The organism is Marinobacter mobilis, from assembly GCF_900106945.1.
GTDB classification, from domain to species: domain Bacteria; phylum Pseudomonadota; class Gammaproteobacteria; order Pseudomonadales; family Oleiphilaceae; genus Marinobacter; species Marinobacter mobilis.
In genome coordinates this window covers 296,732-316,344 of record NZ_FNNE01000006.1, presented here as the reverse complement: position 1 = coordinate 316,344, position 19,613 = coordinate 296,732, and the positions used below count along the sequence as shown (strand labels likewise).

Annotated in this window: 18 protein-coding genes; 14 read left to right on the top strand and 4 right to left on the bottom strand. The window is 56.4% G+C overall.

Annotation, left to right across the window (positions count from 1 at the left end; genetic code table 11):
- On the bottom strand, positions 1–257 hold a 257-nt coding region (locus tag BLV11_RS11595; RefSeq protein ID WP_139173231.1), incomplete at its 3' end, for a transposase.
- A gap of 20 nt (positions 258–277) precedes the next feature.
- Between BLV11_RS11595 and BLV11_RS11590 the strand changes: the two genes are divergently transcribed.
- The 5 genes from BLV11_RS11590 (at position 278) to BLV11_RS11570 (ending at position 7,614) form a co-directional block, all read left to right on the top strand.
- Positions 278–634, top strand: coding sequence for a transporter substrate-binding protein (locus tag BLV11_RS11590; RefSeq protein WP_281242772.1), 357 nt, complete (start codon positions 278–280; stop codon positions 632–634).
- Positions 635–665: 31 nt separating this feature from the next.
- The gene (locus BLV11_RS11585) at positions 666–4,352 is read left to right on the top strand and encodes a PAS domain S-box protein (RefSeq protein WP_175528338.1); all 3,687 of its coding nucleotides are present in this window, start codon (positions 666–668) and stop codon (positions 4,350–4,352) included.
- A 1-nt stretch (position 4,353) separates the two neighbouring features.
- Positions 4,354–5,373 (top strand): response regulator, encoded by a 1,020-nt coding sequence (locus BLV11_RS11580; RefSeq protein ID WP_091814077.1) that lies wholly within the window; start codon positions 4,354–4,356, stop codon positions 5,371–5,373.
- A gap of 283 nt (positions 5,374–5,656) precedes the next feature.
- Positions 5,657–6,031 carry a hypothetical protein gene (locus BLV11_RS11575; protein WP_139173230.1) on the top strand — a complete coding sequence of 125 codons (375 nt, stop codon included), beginning with the start codon at positions 5,657–5,659 and terminating at the stop codon, positions 6,029–6,031.
- A gap of 269 nt (positions 6,032–6,300) precedes the next feature.
- Positions 6,301–7,614 carry a DsbA family protein gene (locus BLV11_RS11570; protein ID WP_091814071.1) on the top strand — a complete coding sequence of 438 codons (1,314 nt, stop codon included), beginning with the start codon at positions 6,301–6,303 and terminating at the stop codon, positions 7,612–7,614.
- Between the two features lie 215 nt (positions 7,615–7,829).
- Here the strand turns inward: BLV11_RS11570 and BLV11_RS11565 are convergent, their stop codons facing one another.
- Positions 7,830–8,867 carry an AraC family transcriptional regulator gene (locus BLV11_RS11565; RefSeq protein WP_217634564.1) on the bottom strand — a complete coding sequence of 346 codons (1,038 nt, stop codon included), beginning with the start codon at positions 8,865–8,867 and terminating at the stop codon, positions 7,830–7,832.
- Between the two features lie 85 nt (positions 8,868–8,952).
- On the opposite strand from BLV11_RS11565, the gene BLV11_RS11560 reads away from it, so the two are divergent.
- The 8 genes from BLV11_RS11560 to BLV11_RS11520 all read left to right on the top strand — a co-directional run bounded on the left by BLV11_RS11560 (position 8,953) and on the right by BLV11_RS11520 (position 17,230).
- The gene (locus BLV11_RS11560; RefSeq protein WP_175528337.1) at positions 8,953–9,333 is read left to right on the top strand and encodes a helix-turn-helix domain-containing protein; all 381 of its coding nucleotides are present in this window, start codon (positions 8,953–8,955) and stop codon (positions 9,331–9,333) included.
- A gap of 300 nt (positions 9,334–9,633) precedes the next feature.
- Complete coding sequence (locus BLV11_RS11550) at positions 9,634–10,746, top strand: ferredoxin reductase (RefSeq protein WP_091814057.1); 1,113 nt, start codon at positions 9,634–9,636, stop codon at positions 10,744–10,746.
- Positions 10,747–10,760: 14 nt separating this feature from the next.
- Positions 10,761–11,954: a fatty acid desaturase family protein gene (locus BLV11_RS11545; RefSeq protein WP_091814054.1), complete on the top strand. Its 1,194-nt coding sequence runs from the start codon at positions 10,761–10,763 to the stop codon at positions 11,952–11,954.
- Between the two features lie 143 nt (positions 11,955–12,097).
- Positions 12,098–13,726, top strand: a complete 1,629-nt coding sequence (locus BLV11_RS11540) for a GMC family oxidoreductase (protein ID WP_175528336.1) — start codon at positions 12,098–12,100, stop codon at positions 13,724–13,726.
- 203 nt (positions 13,727–13,929) lie between these two features.
- Positions 13,930–14,928 carry a DUF6635 family protein gene (locus tag BLV11_RS11535; RefSeq protein ID WP_091814047.1) on the top strand — a complete coding sequence of 333 codons (999 nt, stop codon included), beginning with the start codon at positions 13,930–13,932 and terminating at the stop codon, positions 14,926–14,928.
- Positions 14,929–15,105: 177 nt separating this feature from the next.
- Positions 15,106–15,570 carry an META domain-containing protein gene (locus tag BLV11_RS11530; RefSeq protein WP_091814044.1) on the top strand — a complete coding sequence of 155 codons (465 nt, stop codon included), beginning with the start codon at positions 15,106–15,108 and terminating at the stop codon, positions 15,568–15,570.
- A gap of 167 nt (positions 15,571–15,737) precedes the next feature.
- The gene (locus BLV11_RS11525; RefSeq protein WP_175528335.1) at positions 15,738–16,637 is read left to right on the top strand and encodes an alpha/beta fold hydrolase; all 900 of its coding nucleotides are present in this window, start codon (positions 15,738–15,740) and stop codon (positions 16,635–16,637) included.
- 215 nt (positions 16,638–16,852) lie between these two features.
- A complete protein-coding gene (locus BLV11_RS11520; protein ID WP_091814038.1) occupies positions 16,853–17,230 on the top strand; it encodes a nuclear transport factor 2 family protein in 378 nt (125 codons plus the stop codon).
- Positions 17,231–17,310: 80 nt separating this feature from the next.
- On the opposite strand, the gene BLV11_RS11515 is transcribed toward BLV11_RS11520, so the two are convergent.
- Positions 17,311–17,760, bottom strand: a complete 450-nt coding sequence (locus tag BLV11_RS11515; RefSeq protein WP_091814035.1) for a hypothetical protein — start codon at positions 17,758–17,760, stop codon at positions 17,311–17,313.
- Positions 17,761–18,123: 363 nt separating this feature from the next.
- Here BLV11_RS11515 and BLV11_RS18660 point away from each other — a divergent pair, with 363 nt between their 5' ends.
- Positions 18,124–18,309 (top strand): pentapeptide repeat-containing protein, encoded by a 186-nt coding sequence (locus BLV11_RS18660; protein WP_425433828.1) that lies wholly within the window; start codon positions 18,124–18,126, stop codon positions 18,307–18,309.
- A 61-nt stretch (positions 18,310–18,370) separates the two neighbouring features.
- Here BLV11_RS18660 and BLV11_RS11505 read toward each other — a convergent pair whose 3' ends face one another.
- A complete protein-coding gene (locus BLV11_RS11505) occupies positions 18,371–19,438 on the bottom strand; it encodes an AraC family transcriptional regulator ligand-binding domain-containing protein (protein WP_091814029.1) in 1,068 nt (355 codons plus the stop codon).
- Between the last annotated feature and the right edge of the window lie 175 nt (positions 19,439–19,613).

Here is a 19,613-nt window from a genome sequence, read left to right as displayed (position 1 = left end):
GCTTCGCGCAAAAAATCACGCTCCTTCTTCACACGGGCCAGTTCTCGCTTGAGACGGGCAACCTCCTCGTCTCTGGGAGAGCCAGAGCCTTTGAAGGCCTTGTCCGTCTCCTCATCCGCTTCTCTGCGCCAACGGGTCAGTAGGTTGGGATTGATGCCGATCTCCAAAGCTATTTGTCGACAACTCACACCGGGTTGGCGGGTCAAAGCAATGGCTTCGCGTTTGAACTCTGGGCTATATTTTCTGCGTCTGGACATGAACACTCCTTTGGCACATTGTGCCTCTTTTCAGAAGTGTCCGCAGTAACGGGGTAGAACCCGTCAGCGCTCCAATGCTGGCCAGCATCATCAACTTCATGCTTTGGCGAAATACCGTCGAACACATCGGAACGGATCATCCCAAAACGGTCAATGCGAACATTCGGGTACACGGCCTCAGGTGGCCGTCAGGGAATATCTTTGTTGACTCGGAAACCGGTAATTTATACCAGCCCAACTTTATTGCCCGCCATAGTACGCAGACCACCCTCGACATCGTTCAAGCGTTCGATTTGGCCATCCCCCCTGAACCGTATCCGCTCGGGCTTTCAAGAACAGAGTGGGAGCATGCAAAGCATGAAGCCAGTATCGATTGAACCGTGGTCCAGGCTCTCTCTCAGAAGCCGCATGCTGATCACCTTTATCACCGCGGCCTTGCTGCCCTCCTTGCTGATCAGCCTTTACGGTCTTTCAGACGAAAAGCAACGCATGCAGTCCGAGGCGTTAGCGACACTATCCGAAACCATGGATCTGCGGGCGTCACGACTCACAGTATTCATCGGGGAGCAAAAGCGGCATTTAGCCACCCTGGCCTATGACCCTGCACTCCAGGACATCTTCGATCAGCTGGAGAAAGCATCAGCGGCCGGCCTGAATACACCGCACTACCGGGATTTCGCGGCCCTGAAAGCCACAGAGATACAAACCCACTTAAAAGCGATTAATTATTACGACTTCCTTTTTATCAAGACCAATGGCGACATCATCAGCGCACTGAGACAGCAAGACCAGATTGGCGACAACCTGTTTACAGAGCCGGAGGCTGCCCCCACCCTTTCCAAAGCTGTTCAGTACGCCCTCACTACCCTTTCCAGCATTTCCTCCGGTATTGAGCGCTCCGATCGCTGGACCTTGTTCATCGCGACACCGATATACGTTAAAAACACATTACTGGGTGTTATTGCCATTCAACTGGAGCTTGAAGATGTCGCGTCCACGCTTCTTTATGACACGGCTTATGGCAAGGCCGGAATCAGTGCCATTGTGCAAAGCGATTTGACGAACACGCTGAACGAAGTGCGGCTCACAACGCCGGACCAATCGTTTTCGTCAGCGAACGACCAGGAGACGCGAGCACGCCTTCTCTCTCACCTCGAGGCCACACCCTCGATAACCGGACAAAACGGTGATTACAGTACCTTCTCGGTATATGACAAGAATTACCTCGTGTTTTACCGAGAACTTCCCATTCTCGGGGCAGGCCTGGCTGTTGCCTTCGACCAAAGTACGGCGTTCCAGGCCATCAGTCATAAGATACTCGTTTGGCTGTATCTTCTGATCGCCACCCTTGGTTTTTCCATATTGCTCGGTCTCATGGTCACGCGAAGCCTGACCCGCCCTATCAGCGAACTCATAAGAGCGACCAACGAATTTTCGGCAGGTAATCTTCAGCACAAAATCAATCTGCATGGTCGCGACGAACTTGCCCAGCTGGGGATGTCATTCAATCAAATGGCCAGCGACCTGACGCACGACAGGGCCCAACTGGAGGGGGAACAACAGAAACTTCAGAAGATACTGAGCAATAGCCCTATCGGCTTGGGCATATCTGTGCAAGGGCAGCTCTGTTTTGCCAACCCCAAGCTTGAGGAAATGCTTCAAGTGCAGGTGGGCATGAGTATGGAAGACCTTTACGTTCAGCCTGGAAGTCATGCCTCAATCATGAATGAGCTAAAGGCCAAGGGCTTTCTTCTGGGCCACGAGGTGCAGCTTTACGGTCGAAACGGGGCTATCCGCGATGTACTGAACAACTATGTCGTCATGCCATTTAGTGGTGAGGAAAGCGTGCTTGTCTGGTCGATAGATATTACCGATAGAAAGCAGATAGAACGCGACATTCAGGCAAAAGAAGAGCGCCTTCGCAGCATCATAAACAGTGCCATTGACGGTATCGTGGTTATTGACGAAAAGGGCATCATCCTGGAATTCAGTCCTGCGGCCGAATCCATTTTCGGGTACAGCGCCAGTGAGGTTCTCGGACAGAACGTATCCCTGTTAACCCCTTCCCCCCATCGAGAAAGACATGACACGTATATCCAGCACTACCTGAAGGTTCGGCAATCAAACATTGTGGGCGCCAGCCGCGAAGTCGAGGCGGTAAGAAAAGGTGGCAACCACTTCCCGCTCTACCTTGCGGTCTCGGAAACCCCCATCAGGGATCAACTGTTTTTCACAGCCATCGTTCGGGACATCACCAAGGAAAAGGAAGTGGAGCGGGAGCTTGAATCTCAGAAATCCCGCGCAGAAGCGGCCAGCCGAGCAAAATCAGCTTTTATGGCCAATATGAGCCACGAGATCCGAACCCCGATGAATGCCATCATGGGCTTCTCGGAGCTCCTTCTGAATACCACCGGCCTGTCAGAGGAAGCCAGGTCTCAGGCGGAGATCATCTTAACCTCCAGCCAATCCTTGCTGGCGATCATTGACGACATTCTCGACCTGTCAAAACTCGAAGCTGGGCGTATGAGCCTTGAAACCGTGGCCTTTCATCTTCCAAGCCTGTTAAACGACGCCATTTCGATGGTCAACAGAAAAGCAGCTGAGAAAGGTCTGAATATAAGCCTGGACGTTGAAGCGGGCACCATCGAAAACGTCTTGGGCGACCCAACCCGCTTGCGCCAGATTGTCCTGAACCTTCTCAGTAACGCGGTAAAGTTTACCCCCTCTGGCCATGTGGGCGTTCGCCTTCACAGAAATGGGAGCCTCACGTGCGTAACGGTCAAAGATACCGGTATCGGAATGGACAGCGAACAACTGGCGCATGTATTTGAACCGTTCAGTCAGGCAGACGAGTCAATCACCCGAAGATTTGGTGGCACGGGGCTGGGGCTCACCATTTGCAAACAGCTGGCCGAAAGGATGTCTGGGCGGATTCACGCACAAAGCACGCTTAACAAAGGGACCTCTTTCACCGTTGAACTCCCCCTGCCCCCGGCCCCCACCGTTACCGAACGCGAAGGCAACCTGCCCTCAGCCGGGCATTCCATGCCTTTGCCCTCACGGCGTTTCAGCATCCTGCTCGCTGAAGATATTGACACCAATGCCCAGCTGGTGACGACCCGCTTGTCGTCCGAAGGGCACCAGGTCACGCGGGTCAGGAATGGCATGGAGGCGTTAAACACCTTTAAAACGGGAGATTACGACCTGATCCTGATGGACATGTTGATGCCGGTCATGGATGGGCTGGAAGCCACTCGCCAGATACGGGCGATTGAAGACGAGCACACGCCCATCATAGCGTTGACGGCGAGCGTAACGGAGGAGGATTACACGAACTGCCTGGCCGCGGGCATGGACTCCGTCCAGCGGAAGCCCGTTAATATTACCGAACTTCTGGAGCACATCGAAGCCATCGTGCCAGAACAACGGGGAACCCCGGGTTTACAAACGGCGTACGTCCCTGCAAGCAATGGGCTCGACCTTGCACCACTTGGCCACTTGGTTGATATCGCCTCCGCACCCGGCCTGTGGAGCGATAAGACGGCATACGCCAATGGACTGCGCCTGTTTGCAAAGCAGATACAAAAAGACCTGAGCCAGCTTGATCATGTCCTGCATCAGAAGACCCTCTCGTCGCAAGATGCCAGGGCGGTAAAGGAAACGGCTCACGCAGTAAAAGGATCTGCAGCAAATCTGGGCTTCTCAAGCGTGACACGTGCTGCTGAGACTCTGGAATCGTCCATCGACACCGCCGGCACAATCACTTCATTCGCCGACGTACAATCACTCCGGTCCACGTTGTCCGAGGCCGCGACAGCGATCGACAGCTGTTTGCGCAGCGCCCTGAACGAAGACAACGATCAGCCGCTGAACATTGATCAAACGCTGGCAGGCACTCTTCTCAGAACATTGCTTGCATCCTTTGAATTCCTTAACCCCGACCGCTCAAGATCCATCCTGAAAGAACTCGAGGCCTGCTGGCACAAACAAGACGTACTACCCTTATACAAAGCACTGGAGCAGTTTGATTTTGCCTTGGCCGAACGACTGACGAGGGCACTCCTGGAGTCCATTGAAGCGCCCGGGGATCGGTAGGATGAAAGCGAAAATTCTGATTGTTGATGATGAGCCAAACAATCTTGAGGTTCTTAATCAGATTCTCAAACAAGACTATGAGCTCTTGTTTGCGTTGAATGGAGAGGTAGCAAAAGAGGCTGCCATCAGGCATCACCCTCACCTCATACTCCTTGACGTTTCGATGCCGTTAATCAGCGGGTTCGACGTCTGCCGCTGGTTAAAACAACATCCCGTAACGAAGCATATCCCGGTTATTTTTGTAACTGCGCGAACAAGAGCTGAGGATGAAGTTAAGGGCTTTACGCTGGGCGCCGTTGACTATATCCACAAACCATTTTCCGCCCCGATTGTTCAACGCCGAGTAGAAACCCATCTGCGTCTGGTGCACCAGGATGAGTTGCAACGCAGCTACAAAGAAACGGTGTACATGTTAGGCCGGGCGGGCCATTACAACGATACGGACACCGGCGTCCATATATGGCGAATGGCCGAGTACTCTCGCCACATCGCTCTGGCGATGGGCTGGGACAAAAAGCGCTCCGAGCTGCTTGAACTCGCCGCGCCCCTGCACGACACAGGGAAAATCGGTATTCCAGACAGCATTCTGAAAGCGCCAAGGAAGCTTACGGAGCAGGAGTGGGTCATCATGAAAACCCACACCGAGATCGGGAACGATATTCTGAGCAACGGAAAATCCGAGCTTATGATGATGGCCGCCGAAATTGCCTGGTGTCATCATGAGAAGTGGGATGGCACAGGTTATCCCCGAGGACTGGTCGGGAACGATATTCCTCAGTCAGCCCAGATTGTTGCCGTTGCCGACGTCTTTGACGCCTTATCGATGAAACGTTCTTATAAGGGGGCCTGGCCTACCGACGACTGCATACGCTTTATCGAAGATCAGTCTGGCCAGCATTTCAACCCCGCCGTCGTCGACGCATTCCTCACCAAGGTTCCGGACATCCTGGCTGCGCTCCATTACTGGGAGGCCAACCCGGTAACGACTCTCAATGACCGTCATCCCCCTTCCGACGACTAGCGCTACACGAGGCACCTTTCTGCCCGGGCTGAACCTGCAACCGGGAACGTTGTGCAGACTTCAGAGCATTCACAGAGGATAGCGCTGGGCCCCCGTTCGTGGCTCTCGGTTAAAAACCAGCCAGATTCGTTGTGAACATCAGGCAAATCCGGTTAGCTGATGACGAAATAACGTTATTTTACAAGTTCATAGCGTGTCACAGGCGATTAAGTACGACTCAATGCTTTATCATCGCCGTGCAATAACGTTTCGCCTTTTTAAACTCCTATTGAGGTACAAGATCATGATGGCCAGAGCAGTGAAACTGGCGGGCGCACTAATGGCTGCCGCCCTTTTGACAGGATGTTCCGATACGCCAAGTAACGGCGACATCGAGGATGCCCTGAATGCCCTCAACCCGCAAAGTTTTACCGAGGTAACAGACTTTGAGAAGGTGAACGGCTATGCCGAGGGTGAGCACCGGTACGTGGTTGAAGTGAACTACGAGATCACGTTCACCCAGGGAATGAATGAGCTCATGGCGGAGGCCTCAGGCATGGAAAAAATGGCGCTTGCCATGCTCAAGATGGCCGTGGGTGATTTCGAGGAAGGTGACACCATGGAAGACACCACCTCCCTTACGTTCGTTGACAGCGAGAACGGCTGGCAGCCCCTGTAAGGCGACCCGCGATGCCTGCGCCCCGGTTCGGGGCGCAGGTTTCTCAAGCTGACCGACGTAAAGGCGCCCCCCCCTTAACTCTTCCAGCATCTCTGAATTCAGTACCTCTCGCCCTTGACCTTTTACGCACACCCTCTGATGATTCGCCAACGCAGTCTGTCTGTCGCGTTTCAGGTGTCACCGGGGTTTCGACGCCTTCGGAATCACGGGGACATAGTCCGTCCGCCCTGCGCAGCTGTCACCTTCCATAGAACAAGAATCAGACGAACATGACCCTGAAACAACAACTTACCCCGCTGCTCGCGCAACTGATCACTAGTGAACGGATAGAGCATTACCGCCGAAGGCTTCTGGAAAGGTTCCGACACCTGAAAGGAGAGCCCCACCAGGCGACCTTCTACTTCAGAGTCGACGATCCCTATTCGGTTCTCATGGCACAGGTCCTGCCTGGCTTTGCACGCCACTTCGGTCTCACGATCAAGCCTCGGGTAATGCTGTATCTGGATGAGCGGATGTACCCTGCCACCGATATGCTGGTCCAACTGGCACCACGTGATGCCTTGCCGCTGGCGAGATTGCACCGCCTGGACTTTCCCGAACACTGGCAACTTCCCCAGCCAGGACTTGCGCTGTCAGCCACCCGCTGCCTCCTGAAACATGAGCAGGATGAGCATTTCTGGGCTCTGGCCCAGGCTCTGTCCGGTGCGCTCTGGCGTCACGACCATGACGGACTCAGGGCCCTGCTCCGGGCGCACGGCGAGGTCCCCCATGATCAGGCACTCGCGACCCTGCGGGGTCGGCGAGACCGGTTCCTCCGCGATGGCCATTACCTGACCGGTACGATTCATTATCAAGGTGAATGGTATTGGAGCGTGGAGCGTCTGGACCACCTCGCCTCCCGTCTGAATGACCTTGGCCTCGGCAGCCATGACTGGCCAATGGCCTACGGCAGTGCCAAGACAGCCAAGCCTGGCAGCGCCACGCATGCGTTAGCAAACCAGCCGCTCGACCTGTTTTTTTCCTTCCGCAGCCCCTATTCCTACCTAGCGCTGTCGCGAACCTACGCACTGGCCGACGACTATGGACTGACGCTGCGGATACGCCCTGTACTCCCTATGGTCATGCGAGGTCTCAGCGTCCCCAGGGCCAAGCGACTTTATATTCTCAAAGACGCCGCCCGCGAAGCCAGACTGCATAATATCCCCTTCGGCAAAGTGTGTGATCCGCTCGGACCGGGTGTAGAAAGGTGTATGGCCATCTGGCCGTTTGCCGAGCAGGAAGGACGTCTTCGGGAGTGGCTGCTGTCAGCCTCAACAGGGATCTGGAGCCAGGGCGTCAACCCAGCCACCGACAGGGGGCTCAGGCGACTGGTCGAACATGCCGGGCTGGACTGGTCCCGTGCTCGCCTCTCGCTGGATAATGACAGCTGGAGAGGACTGGCCGAAGCCAACCGCGCGGCCATGCAAAAGGCTGGTGGCTGGGGTGTCCCCGGATTCGTGATCGGTGACACCATGGTCTGGGGTCAGGACCGCTTTGCAGTGATCGAACAGTCGCTGCGTGATAAACACGAGAGCGAACGATAGCAAGCTCCCAGTTCTCACATCCCCCCCCTGGGCCGCAGCCCCGGTTCGTTCACCTCTCATCACGCACGGTGCTCTGCACAGAGCACCCCATCACTTTCCTGAATAGCCAACCCACGCGACAGCAGGGATCATGACGCTCTCGCCCCAGAGCGGTCGAAAAACTACCGGGTTATGAAAGGGTCAGAGATTCGGTCCAAGCCTGATTCAAAGCATCGCTAGTCAGGCTGCTCGTTTTGTTCTGCCCCTTTATTTTCCTGCCGGAATTCGGCGGGCGTTCTCCCCGTCCACTTTCGGAAAGAGCGAGTAAATGCGCTGTGCTCAGAAAACCCGAGCAACATCGCTACGTCGAGGATCTGCAGCCTCCGGTCACGCAGGTAGGATTCCGCGAACTGGTGTCGGACGGCCTGTAATTCATCACGAAACGTAGTGCCGGCCAGCTTCAGCTCCCGCTGCAACTTCCGGGAATGGCAGTTCATAGAACGGCTGACAGTCTCGATACTCGGCTCCCCCTGACAAAGCAGCCCGGCAATCGCTTTGCGGACCTTAACCACAATGTCTTGCTGAGTCGGCAGCTGCCGCAGCAACTGATCGGCGTGCTGTTCCAGAACCCGTATCAGCGCAGGATCCGGAGTTTTCAGAGGGGCATTCATCAGCTCCAGGCTGCCCTGAAGAACCAGTTCAGGGCGCTGAAAGCCAACCGGGCAACCGAAGTACTCCTCGTAGGGCGAAATGTCACCGGGGCCAACGTGCGTGAAGTCGACACGTACCGGATTGACCGGCACACGAACAATACTGCGGCAAAACCGGACGAGTACCGCCAGGCCAACTTCATCCACCAGACGACTGGTGCGGTTCTCGTAGGTATCCCAGACCAGTTCGATTGACCCGTCAACCGATCTCGGGGTCATGGGCACCGTGTCAAACAACAGGCGCTGATAGCGCACCAGCAGACGGAGCGCACCCGCCAGATTGTCACAGGCAGGGAGCACAGCCCCCATCACGCCAAGATGGCGGGAATTAATCGTCTCGCCTAGGTGCAGGGCCAGGTAGGGATCTTCAAGTTCACGCTCGGCTCGCTCCAGCATGGAAGACCATAGGTGCTCGTCTATTCCACCCAAGCCGCTCGAATCCGGGCTTGGCCAGGGCGCGCCCAACACGTGCTCCGGGACTCGGCCCTGCGCCTCAAGATACTCATAAAGCATTTGAGCATAGGCTTCAGGGACAACCCTTCGGTTTTCATGTAGATCTTGCATCAAACCACTCTTTTTGTCGCAAAGTGTCCAGCAAATTGTCGGCGCCGGTCAAGTCGGCCCACACCGGATGTGTACAATTGTACACATGAATATGCACAGCACCATACACACAATAGGCAATCAGGTTGCGGTGATGATTCTCGACCATGACGGCGGCCAGCGCAGTTTCAATGCCATCGCTGCGAACCTGGGGCTGCCACCCCGAACCCTGCGTCGACGACTCACGACCGAAGGCACATCGTTCCGCGAAATTCGGGCCCGGGTGCTCAGTGAAGCCGCCATCGCCATGCTTCAGGCGGGCAACATCAACCACGAGACCATCGCTACCAAGCTTGGCTTGAGCGACGCCGCAAACTTTCGTCAGGCGTTTCGCCGCTGGACAGGGCAATCAACCCAGGCGTTTACACGCCCACCCAGTCGGGCAAGTGGCCGAAAAAAACCTTGTCAAGATCTGCATACCGCATAAGCTAAAGAGATAAATAAAATAAAGCGTTTCCCGAAAACGCACTGGGAGAATACATGGCGTACGAAACGGTTCACCTGCCTACAGCGCAGGATAAGAGCAGCAAGCGCATTGCGCCCGGCATGCTCTTCAGCCCCCTCCGCCTCCCCATCGCCTTCCTCTTTGCTGTCCCACGCCTTGTCATACTGACATTCCCTACGATAAGCACCACTCCGTATGGCCCTGGCAGGGATCCACTCGCCAGCTTCGGACGGTAACCAAACCCGCCCGTAAGCACCTCAGCCCCTTTTGGAGAGAAGTACGATGCAGACACAGCAGCCGCCCTCCAGGTCATTTCGCAATCAATTGATCCGGATTACCGACTGGTTCGCCTTCCCTTTGCGTGCGTCGCATTATGTCGAACTCGTTAACCCTCTGTGGACAACCCATAAGATGCAGGCGCAGGTCGTTAAAGTGTGGGATGAAACCAAGGATGCCCGCACCATCACGCTGAAGCCCGGCACGAACTGGCGATTGCACCGGGCGGGGCAGCATATTCGCATTGGCATTCCGGTCGAAGGGCGCCACTACACCCGCACTTACACCATTTCTTCCGCCCCGGAACGATCCGATGGCCTGTTTACCATTACGGTGAAAGCCATTGATGACGGACGGGTCTCCCGGCACATCGTGCGAAATATCAAAGTCGGTGATTTCTTGCCTGTGGGTTTGCCCCAAGGCGATTTCTACCTGCCAGACGCCTCACCGATTCAGCCGCTGTTCATTACCGCCGGCAGTGGTATCACGCCTGCCATGAGCATGCTCCGCAGCCTGATTGCGCAACACCGGATGCCCAGCACAGAGCACATTCACTTTGCGCCCCATGAGTTCGATGTCATTTTCGGCAAGGAACTCCGGGCGATGGACGCAGAGCAAAAGTACTACCACCTCCACGAAGTTCACACCCGCAAATTTGGCGAAGACCAGCACACCGACAGTCATTTCAGTCTGGAAATGCTGGAGCAGTTCTGCCCTGACTGGAGAGAACGGGACTGCTATGCCTGTGGTCCGGCATCACTGCTGTCTGCCCTGGAAAGCACCTGGGAAGAAGCCGGTATATCCCGAAGACTTCACATCGAGCGCTTCATGGCTGAGTTTGCCGAGGTCCCGGCGGATGCAACCGGTGGCAAGGTGACCTTTGCCCGCAGCGGCGTCGAAGTCGATGCAGACAGCCAGATGAACCTGTTACGCGTAGCGGAAGAGGCCGGGATGAATCCCCCCCATGGCTGCCGCATGGGCATCTGTCATACCTGTAACACAACACTGAAATCCGGCTGCGTGCGAGATCTCCGCAGCGGCGAAATTCTTAATGAAGCTGGTGCCATTGTGCAGACCTGTGTCTGCGCCGCAGCCGGCGACTGTGAACTGGATCTGTAACTGAGGTAATCCAAATGGCTACAGCAAAACCACTGCCGGTCAATCTCACCGATGAGCAAATCGATGAATTCGGACGTGAAATGGATGCGATCTACGACGAGGTTATGGCCTCGCGTGGAGAAAAAGACCGCCTCTACATACTGCGACTGATCCGTACTCAGCGCAGCATGGCCTTTGTCGGACGCATGATCATCTACGCCAGCCTGTTTCTGCTCCCCCCCTGGGGGCATGCACTGGCAGGCTGGGGCACTACGCTCGTCGTCATGTTTCTCGGTGTCGCTATGCTTGGTGTTGCCAAGATTCTGGAGAACATGGAAATTGGCCACAACATCCTTCACGCCCAGTGGGACTGGATGAAGGATCCGGAAATCCAGTCGAATACCTGGGAATGGGACAGCATGAGCCCATCGGATCGCTGGATGCACTCGCACAATGTCGTGCACCACACCTGGACCAATGTCGTCGGCAAGGATCTGGATGTGGGCTATGGCATCATGCGGGTCACTCCCATGCAGCCCTGGCATGTTAAATACCTGCTTCAGCCGATTTACTTCGTTTTGCTGGCGCTCTTGTTCGAAGAAGGCGTGGCCCTGCACGAGCAGGCTATCGTTGACGTTGTTGAGGGCAAGAAGAGTCCGAAAGACGCGGGCCTGGGTCCGGTTATGAAGCGCATCGGTCGCAAGATGTGGGGGCAGGTACGCAAAGACTACATCATGTGGCCGCTGGCCGGCGCGCTGGTCGCGGTGCCTTTGTCGTTTGTTGTCGCCGTTTCGCCATGGCAGGTGTTCCTGCTGGTGGCTGCAGCCAATGCCATCGCCAACATCATCCGTAACGTCTGGGCCTTTGTGATCATCTTCTGCGGTCATTTCCCGGAGGGCGTCTACAGCTTCACGGAAGATCAGGTTGAAGGCGAGAGCAAGGGGCAGTGGTACATGCGCCAAATGCTGGGGTCAGCCAACATCACCGGCGGCCCGCTGTTCCACGTGCTGTCCGGTAATCTGAGCCACCAGATTGAACACCACCTGTTTCCTGACATGTGCAGCAATCGCTACCCGGAGGTCTCCCCTCGCGTACAGGCTCTGGCGGCCCGTTATGGCCTGCCCTACAACCGGGCGTCCATCTGGCGCCAGTTTGGCACCACCTGGCTGAATAACCTGCGTCTGTCTCTGCCCGGCGGCAAATTGCCGCCAAAGGTGGCAAGCGCCTGAACAACGCCACATAAATGCATAGGTGACCTGCCGCGCCCTGGCCTGTGCCCGGGCGCGGAAGGTCGTTTACCGGATGGCTGGCGTGCCTGACTCTGGCAGAGCGCAACGCCGGTTCTTTTAGTTGAACCTTCATGAGGAAGGCAATGTCAGCGGACAATAACCAATACGATTACGACTACATCGTGGTTGGCTCAGGTTTTGGGGGGAGCGTCTCCGCCTGCCGCCTGAGCGAGAAAGGCTACAGCGTCGCGGTGATGGAAATGGGCCGACGCTGGACGCCGGAGAATCTGCCCAAGAGCAACTGGAATCTTCGTAACTGGCTCTGGCGGCCCATGCTGGGCCTGCGCGGTTTCTTCAACACCAGTTTTTTCCGGCACGTCATCGTGCTGCATGGAAATGCGGTCGGCGGCGGTTCGATCACCTATGCCAACACCCTGCTCGTGCCTCCGGATAAAGTCTGGGACGAAGGCAGCTGGGCCGGCATCAACGACTGGCAGGCGGTCATGCCCGGGTTTTACGACACCGCCAAGCGAACACTGGGCGTTGTCCGAAATCCGATGATCGCTCCGGCAGACCGGGCACTGAAAACCATGGCCGACGCCTATGGTGTGGGCGACACCTGGTACCCCACGGATGTCGGTGTATTTTTCGGCAACCCCGGAGACGAACCGGGCACGCGCTATGAAGACCCGTTTTTCGATGGCCGAGGGCCTGCCCGTAACAGCTGTATCGGCTGTGGGGGCTGTATGGTCGGATGCCGCCACAATGCCAAGAACACGCTGGACAAAAACTATCTGTACCTGGCTGAGCAACAGGGTGCGCGGGTATACCCGGAAACCAAAGTTGTCGATGTCGTTCCCCTGAATGGCCACGCTGACGGCCGCGACGGTTACGAGGTAACAACAGTGCCGCCTACCTGGCGTGGCGTGGGTCTTGGTATCGGTAAACGGACATGGCGCTGCCGGTCCATCATTTTCTCCGGCTCCTCGCTGGGCACGCAGGAGTTACTGTTCAAACTGAAGGAAAAAGGGTCTTTGCCCCGTATTTCAGATGAACTGGGCAAACGGGTCCGTACCAATGCCGAGTCGCTGATCGTGGTACGGAGACCGGACTGTGAAGAAAATATGTCGGATGGCATTGCCATCGGTTCGGGTATTCACATTGACGAACACACCCATATTGAAGCCACTCGCTACCCTGCGGGCTCAGACTTCATGGGCATGATGCTGACCGCCCTCACCCACGGCCGACCCGGCTGGACCCGTCCCCTCTTCTGGTTATGGATGGCGATAAAAATCGTCGCGCGCAACCCGTTGCGGGCTCTTCGCGCACAGCTACCCTTTGGCTGGGCACGGGAAACCATCATTTTCCTGTGCATGCAGACCATTGACGGCCATTTGAACATGCGACTCAAACGCCTCTGGTACTGGCCGTTCCGTAAAGCCCTGGTGACGGAAGGAGACCGAATCCCCACCTTTATTCCCGAAGCCAACGCGTTCGCTGAAAAAGCCGCTTCGGCGGTGAATGGACTGGCCGGCAGCAGCCTGCCGGAAATCTTTTTCAATACGCCAACCACGGCTCATTGCATGGGAGGCTGCAGCATGGCTGATTCGCCCGAGCACGGCGTGATTGATGGCCGTAATCGCGTGTTCGGCTACCAGAACATGTTGGTCTGTGACGGTTCCATGCTCGGCGCCAACCTTGGCGTTAACCCTTCGCTGACCATCACCGCGCTCACCGAACACGCGATGTCGCATATCCCCGACAAGTAACCGTCAATTCTCACGACATCCGCTCCGGGCAGCGTACCTCCGCTGCCCGGGGCCCTGATGCCACTTTAAACGCCACGATGTTCGTGGCACTATCGACCGTTCATCAGGCCTCCCGCCTGCAGCTACCGCTCCGAAGCCACCGCCACCCGCAGCCGGGCCTGAACGCATTTCATCAAATCAGATGGTCGGGTTTTGGATAACCGATGAATTCAGACAGCAAAGACCGACGCCACACAAGCGCCGAGACCCGAACACTTATCCGACAGGCGATTGCCAGCGGGGCAGACCGCTACATCCGGGGATGCGAGTCCCGGGTTGATGATTTTGTTCGTCGCCATTATTCCTTTCGCGGCGCGCTGCGCGTTCATGCCCATGCTATGGGCTGGGATGTTGTTCGCGTCCCGATCAACATCCTCTGGTCCGTTGTCCATTTTGCATTAGCGGTGCTGAGTTTAGTCGCGGGGCTTGTACGCCTGCGTGGCCTTCAGGCATGGTTAAAGCGGGCACCGCCAGGGCTGGTGACGGACACGGACCGCCAAATCAGCTGGCTTGTGGTCACAGAGCTGCTGCAGTTACCTTATCAGTACGGTAACCGGACCAGTCATAAAGACGCTCTCATGGAAGAAATTCTAAGGGACCCCGCTTTCTCTGAGCTGCTACAGACTAACGCCGACACGTTTCACGGTCCCTCCCATGATCCGGGGTTTCGGGTAAAACTGAACAACAAACTGGCCGAGTATGGAGCAACGCGAACAGGTTCCGCCGATCTCGTCAGCAATGTGACCCTGTTAATTACCAGCAAGGCGATGCTGGGACAGGCGGCATTCGGGGCACTGAGTGCCGGAACAGTGGTATCTGCGGCGGTCGCCCATTCCGTGGCGGTATCGAATTTCTGGCTGGGCTCTGCCATCGGTGCTTACTATTACGCGGTCGTGCCCGCAACGACCTCGGTACCGCTGCTTGTGGCTGTTACCACTCTGGTGGCTGTGGCAATGGCGCTGATTTCGACCTTTATCGGTATCGTATCCGACCCACTGCAGGCTCGCTTCGGCCTGCACCACAGACGCCTCCGAAGGCTGCTCAACGCGATTCGCGACGATCTTCAGGGAACGCACGATTCGACATTCGAGTTACGTGAAAAATACCTGGGACGGCTCTGCGACATTGTTGATGTGCTCACAACCCTGGCCCGGACGCCCTGACCCCTGCCCCGAAGCTCGGTCACGTGATCGCGCCTCACCAATACCCCCGGTGATTTCGGAAGTTTTCCCGCTAATTGTCATCCCGCTGACAGACACGGGCATTCGAACTGCTGCTATGCTGCTGTTGCTCTTTAACTTTTTGCCGAACAGGCAGATCTACCAAAGGTGAGGTTTACGATGAAGAACAGCACACTCGTCGGGTTGTCGTTGCTGGTTGCAGCTTATGTTTCCCTGATGGCCGGCTGCGCCATGTCGACGCCAGACAGCGCCGACGTCAATGCCGCGGGTAACCAGAGCCTGATGCAGCTGCACGATATCTGGGTACTGGAAACCCTCGACCGCGAGGCACTGGAGCTGGTTTCTGAACGTCAGCGCCCACGCATGGAACTCAATCATCGGGAGATGACGATGTCGGGTTTTGATGGTTGTAATAACCTCAGAGGCGCCATTCGTCACCTCGACGCCGAGGCCATTGAGTTCGGCCCGATCATCGCTACCAGGAAGGCCTGCCCCGACATGACGCTTTCCGACCGTTTCCAGCTCAACCTGACTCAGGTCCGGGGCTACACACGGCAAAACCTGAAGCTCTATCTGCTGGATCAGAACGGCAATGAAATCCTGTCGTTCCAGAAAACCGACTGAGAAACCATTCACCTCGTCAGTAAGCCCCGTACACGGCACCCAATCGTCGGGTCAATGTACGGGGGTAACGACAGCCCGGCTGCCTCTATGATACGTTCGGATTTCAGCTCCCCGAGCCTCAAGAAAAACAACCATCAACGCCGTCACGGGAAATGCCGTATCTGTCCATGAAAACAATAACCCTGCACAATGGAGCACGCGCCTTTAGTGCCCGGTTGTATGGCCCTGAAAGGGCTCCCATGGTGGTCTGCCTTCATGGCTTCCCCGACAACGCTGACTCGTTTCGCTATCAGGTTCAGGATTTCGTTGACGCGGGCTACCAGGTTCTGACCCCGACCATGCGGGGGTACGAGCCTTCGTCGATCACCCAGAATGAAGATTACACCCTCAGGTCCATGGCCCAGGATGTGAATGCCTGGCTCGATGAGTTAAAGCAACCACAGGTTCACCTCGTCGGTCATGACTGGGGTGCGGTTGTCGCCTATATGGTGGCTGCCCTGATTCCCGATCGTCTGCTGTCTGTGACCACCATCGCGGTGCCTCATCCCAGACGTTTTCTTGAGCGGGGGGTGGCCCGGGTACCGGTTCAGGCTCTGAAATCCTGGTACATGCTGTTCAATCAGATCCCGCTGGTGTCGGACCATATTGTCCGGCGTAATGACTTTGCGTTTATTCGCCACCTCTGGCGGACCTGGTCTCCAGGGCAGACGCTAACAGACGAAGAATGGCGAGGGCTGCGCAACACCTTCGGCCAACCCGGGGTCATCAGGGCAACACTCAGTTATTACCGACAGAACGTATCACCGGGCCAGATGCTCAGGCTCAAGCCTTCTTCAGCGGATGCGATCCAGCACATTCGAGTGCCGAACCTGGCGATCACCGGTGAAAACGATGGCTGTATCGATACCCGGGTGTTTGATCACACAGTACTCGGAGACGACCATCCTGCCGGTTTTCGAATTGAGCGGGTTGCAGATGCCGGACACTTTACTCACCAGGAAAAGCCTCAGGTGCTGAACCCCGTGATGATCGACTGGTTCAGACAGCATGAGCGCACACCCGGCTGATTGAGGCACGTTGCAGCCTGATCAGGTCCGGCTTGAAACACATCTGTACAGATCAATAGCCTGCATCTGGCATTTGGGTACACAGGAAGCACCCAAAAGAGCCACTACGCTGCTCTCCGTTTCTTGGTATATAGAACGTTTATAATGCCATTGCCTATGGCCATAGCTGAATCCCGGCAGTCAAATCGTTCTGCTACTAAAAATGGAGTCTCGTGATGCAACCCAAGGACATCGTGGCACAGTTTATTGCTGATATTCAGGCCCAGCACTTCGATGAGGCAAGAACACGGCTCGTCACCGAAGGGTTTGAATATGTTGGGCCAAATATGCGTTTCCTGTGCCCGGATGACATGCTCTCTTATCAGTTCGGAATGGCGGCGATTCAGAAAGACCTGATTGTCCGGCAACTGAGTGCGGACGGCGAGCATGTGTTTGCGATACTCGATTACCAGACGCACTTTGAACCCATCGGGGACGTCCGGCTTGCCGTCTGGTTTCGTGTCCGCGACGAGAAAATCCAGACGGTTGAAACATTCTATAATGCTGCAATCGTCGAGAACATGCTGGGAGGGCACCTGCCCCCCCAGCCCTGAATCGATTCGGACGCCCCGACCATTGCGACCGGTTCAGAATCTGCCGCAGGCCGGGCAAGGCAGCCCGGCCATTGCTCAATTCACTTAACCGGCAGCAAAGGGCATTGAAAATAAACCGGCGGTCCATCAGGAAATGAACCTGGCGTAACCACGAGATGGCCGAGCGCCTGGTGGTACTGCAGCTCCTCATACGAAGTCAGCACCGGCACAATGCCATGGTGCATAAACCCGTCAGCCGTCCATTCCACCGTGTGGGTAAACCAACGCCCCCCATTGTAGGCCTGATTACCCGGAGCAGCTTCCGCAACCGGCAACTGACCTTCCGGGGCATTACTGTTGGTCACCACATACAGTGGATCGAACGACTGGAGATTTTGCGGCGTTGGAGCCGGTAAGGTGGTCGTTCCCTTAGTGCCCCAGAGATCTCCATCGCCCCAGAGCGCGGGCATGAAATCAGGTTGGCCTGGATTCGCATGAGCCAGGCCGGTGAACATCAAGCTGACGAATACAACCGGAATCGTACGTAACATGGGTAATCCTCCCTGGTGGTGTTACCGGTGTCTATCCGACCCGCAGGACTCCGGCGGGCCAGGTATAGGTTCGGCCAGTTGTCCCCCACGTTCCTCCCTTCACGGTAAACAAAGGATCACGATTTCATCACGGCGGAAGACAACACCCTCCCCACGCCGGTTGAGCAGCTCCAGGCCGATAAACTGGAACGAGAAATCGCAAAGCTGGGCCAGGAAAGTACACGCAACACCAGTGGATGGGGGGTATCCAGTCAGGCCCCTTTATTACGGCGATCATCGCCTTGCTGGGCGTATTTATAACCGTCTGGCGCCAGATGGCAGAGTCGGACCGCCAGCGCATGATTGACCGGCACCAACAGGAAAGTGATCAGATCAGGCGGTTTGACGAGCGCTTCCAAACCCCGTGCAACCTTGTTCCGCAGAGCCTGCCTTCACCGACTGAATGCCCGGGCAGCTGACCTGTCGGGCGCTCAGTTACTCCAGGCGGATCTGCATTGGGTTCACTTCAGGAAGGCCAAACTCAGACGAGTAAAGTTTCAGGGAGCCTGAGCGTCCGGCAAACGTAGGAGATAACAGGACAGACCGATTAATCCGTTCGATGCTGCCGGACTTATCCGTCTTCTCCGGCAGTTTCCGGGCCCGAACCGGTCTGGGCCATCGCCGCCCCCTGTCCGCGCCAGCGCTTTCGGGCTTTGTAGTATGAGCTGATGTCGTGATACCCCAGTCGTTCAGCAATATCGGCGGCTGAACGGGCATGTAACAGGGCGGCCTGGCGTTGACGCTCCTCATCCAGCAGGCTGGAATAGACCTGCCTTTCGTCACGCAGCTTACGGTACAAAGTGGCTCTGCTCACGTGCAGACGGTCACAGACCGCCTCCACCTGGGAGAACCTTTTCAGGTCCTGACGCAGCAACGATTGAATCTGGCTGGTGAGTGGCTGGTGAGTGTGAAACCGGACATCGCTGATATGGCGCGCCATTAGTTTTTTCACATAGGCGTTGGCCTGCTTCAAAGGACGTTGCAGCGCGGTGTCTGGCAATACCAGGGCGTTAGCAGACTGTTCAAAGTGCTGTGGACACCGGAAAAACTCCGTCAGCGCCTCCTCGTGGGCCGGTTTTGCATGGGTCCAGTAAACCGCCAGCGGAGCGAGTGAGTCATCGGTGAGATAGCGTCCCCAGGCAAGCAAGGCCACCAGGCTCCGCTCCCGGGCTTGCTGGGGATAGCCCCTGTCAGCCCCCAGTCGGGATTGTACATACAGGTCACGGCCCTTGGGCGTTAGAGTCCATCCGTCCCGGGCATTAAGTAACGCGATTCTCTCGATGTAGAGGGTCAGCGCCTCCCCCAGCGTATCGCAATGGCTGACCCAGCTTGCCAGTAATCCCTGTGCCTGAGGGCTTACCGATTGCCCGATACGAAGCCCCAGATCGTCGGGGATGGTCTTCGCTGCACCGTGCCACAACTGCTGCAGCCAGTGTTCCGGAAAACGGAGATTGAGCAGCTCCGCAAGGTCATGCCCTGCGTCCATTCGTTCGACCCAATTGGCCAGCTCCGGCCAGACCCCGGCGATGGCCGGGTCTACTGCCCGCAGTTGCCGGGCGAGATCAACCACCGCGATAGCTGAAACGGTCCCCGGAGGAATGGGGTTGCTGTTGACCGATGGGGAGTACGCTGTCTGCATCCTGCAGGTTGTCCGTTTGAGATTTGAAACCAGATTCCAACACGCTGCAACGATCGGCCTAAGGAACCTGATTCAGGCCCGGTAATATCGGTTCTGAGCCCCACGACAAGAGGTCCCGCTGATGCGTTCATCCCATAGAATAACGTCACTTAAACATCTGCGACAATTAATTCCA

What these genes read in the sequence shown, in the direction of transcription:
- BLV11_RS11585 (WP_175528338.1), top strand. Translation starts at nt 666, where the DNA reads ATGCTGATCACCTTTATCACCGCGGCCTTGCTGCCCTCCTTGCTGATC.
- BLV11_RS11580 (WP_091814077.1), top strand. Translation starts at nt 4,354, where the DNA reads ATGAAAGCGAAAATTCTGATTGTTGATGATGAGCCAAACAATCTTGAG.
- BLV11_RS11575 (WP_139173230.1), top strand. Translation starts at nt 5,657, where the DNA reads ATGATGGCCAGAGCAGTGAAACTGGCGGGCGCACTAATGGCTGCCGCC.
- BLV11_RS11570 (WP_091814071.1), top strand. Translation starts at nt 6,301, where the DNA reads ATGACCCTGAAACAACAACTTACCCCGCTGCTCGCGCAACTGATCACT.
- BLV11_RS11565 (WP_217634564.1), bottom strand. Translation starts at nt 8,867, where the DNA reads ATGCAAGATCTACATGAAAACCGAAGGGTTGTCCCTGAAGCCTATGCT.
- BLV11_RS11560 (WP_175528337.1), top strand. Translation starts at nt 8,953, where the DNA reads ATGAATATGCACAGCACCATACACACAATAGGCAATCAGGTTGCGGTG.
- BLV11_RS11550 (WP_091814057.1), top strand. Translation starts at nt 9,634, where the DNA reads ATGCAGACACAGCAGCCGCCCTCCAGGTCATTTCGCAATCAATTGATC.
- BLV11_RS11545 (WP_091814054.1), top strand. Translation starts at nt 10,761, where the DNA reads ATGGCTACAGCAAAACCACTGCCGGTCAATCTCACCGATGAGCAAATC.
- BLV11_RS11540 (WP_175528336.1), top strand. Translation starts at nt 12,098, where the DNA reads ATGTCAGCGGACAATAACCAATACGATTACGACTACATCGTGGTTGGC.
- BLV11_RS11535 (WP_091814047.1), top strand. Translation starts at nt 13,930, where the DNA reads ATGAATTCAGACAGCAAAGACCGACGCCACACAAGCGCCGAGACCCGA.
- BLV11_RS11530 (WP_091814044.1), top strand. Translation starts at nt 15,106, where the DNA reads ATGAAGAACAGCACACTCGTCGGGTTGTCGTTGCTGGTTGCAGCTTAT.
- BLV11_RS11525 (WP_175528335.1), top strand. Translation starts at nt 15,738, where the DNA reads ATGAAAACAATAACCCTGCACAATGGAGCACGCGCCTTTAGTGCCCGG.
- BLV11_RS11520 (WP_091814038.1), top strand. Translation starts at nt 16,853, where the DNA reads ATGCAACCCAAGGACATCGTGGCACAGTTTATTGCTGATATTCAGGCC.
- BLV11_RS11515 (WP_091814035.1), bottom strand. Translation starts at nt 17,760, where the DNA reads ATGTTACGTACGATTCCGGTTGTATTCGTCAGCTTGATGTTCACCGGC.
- BLV11_RS11505 (WP_091814029.1), bottom strand. Translation starts at nt 19,438, where the DNA reads ATGCAGACAGCGTACTCCCCATCGGTCAACAGCAACCCCATTCCTCCG.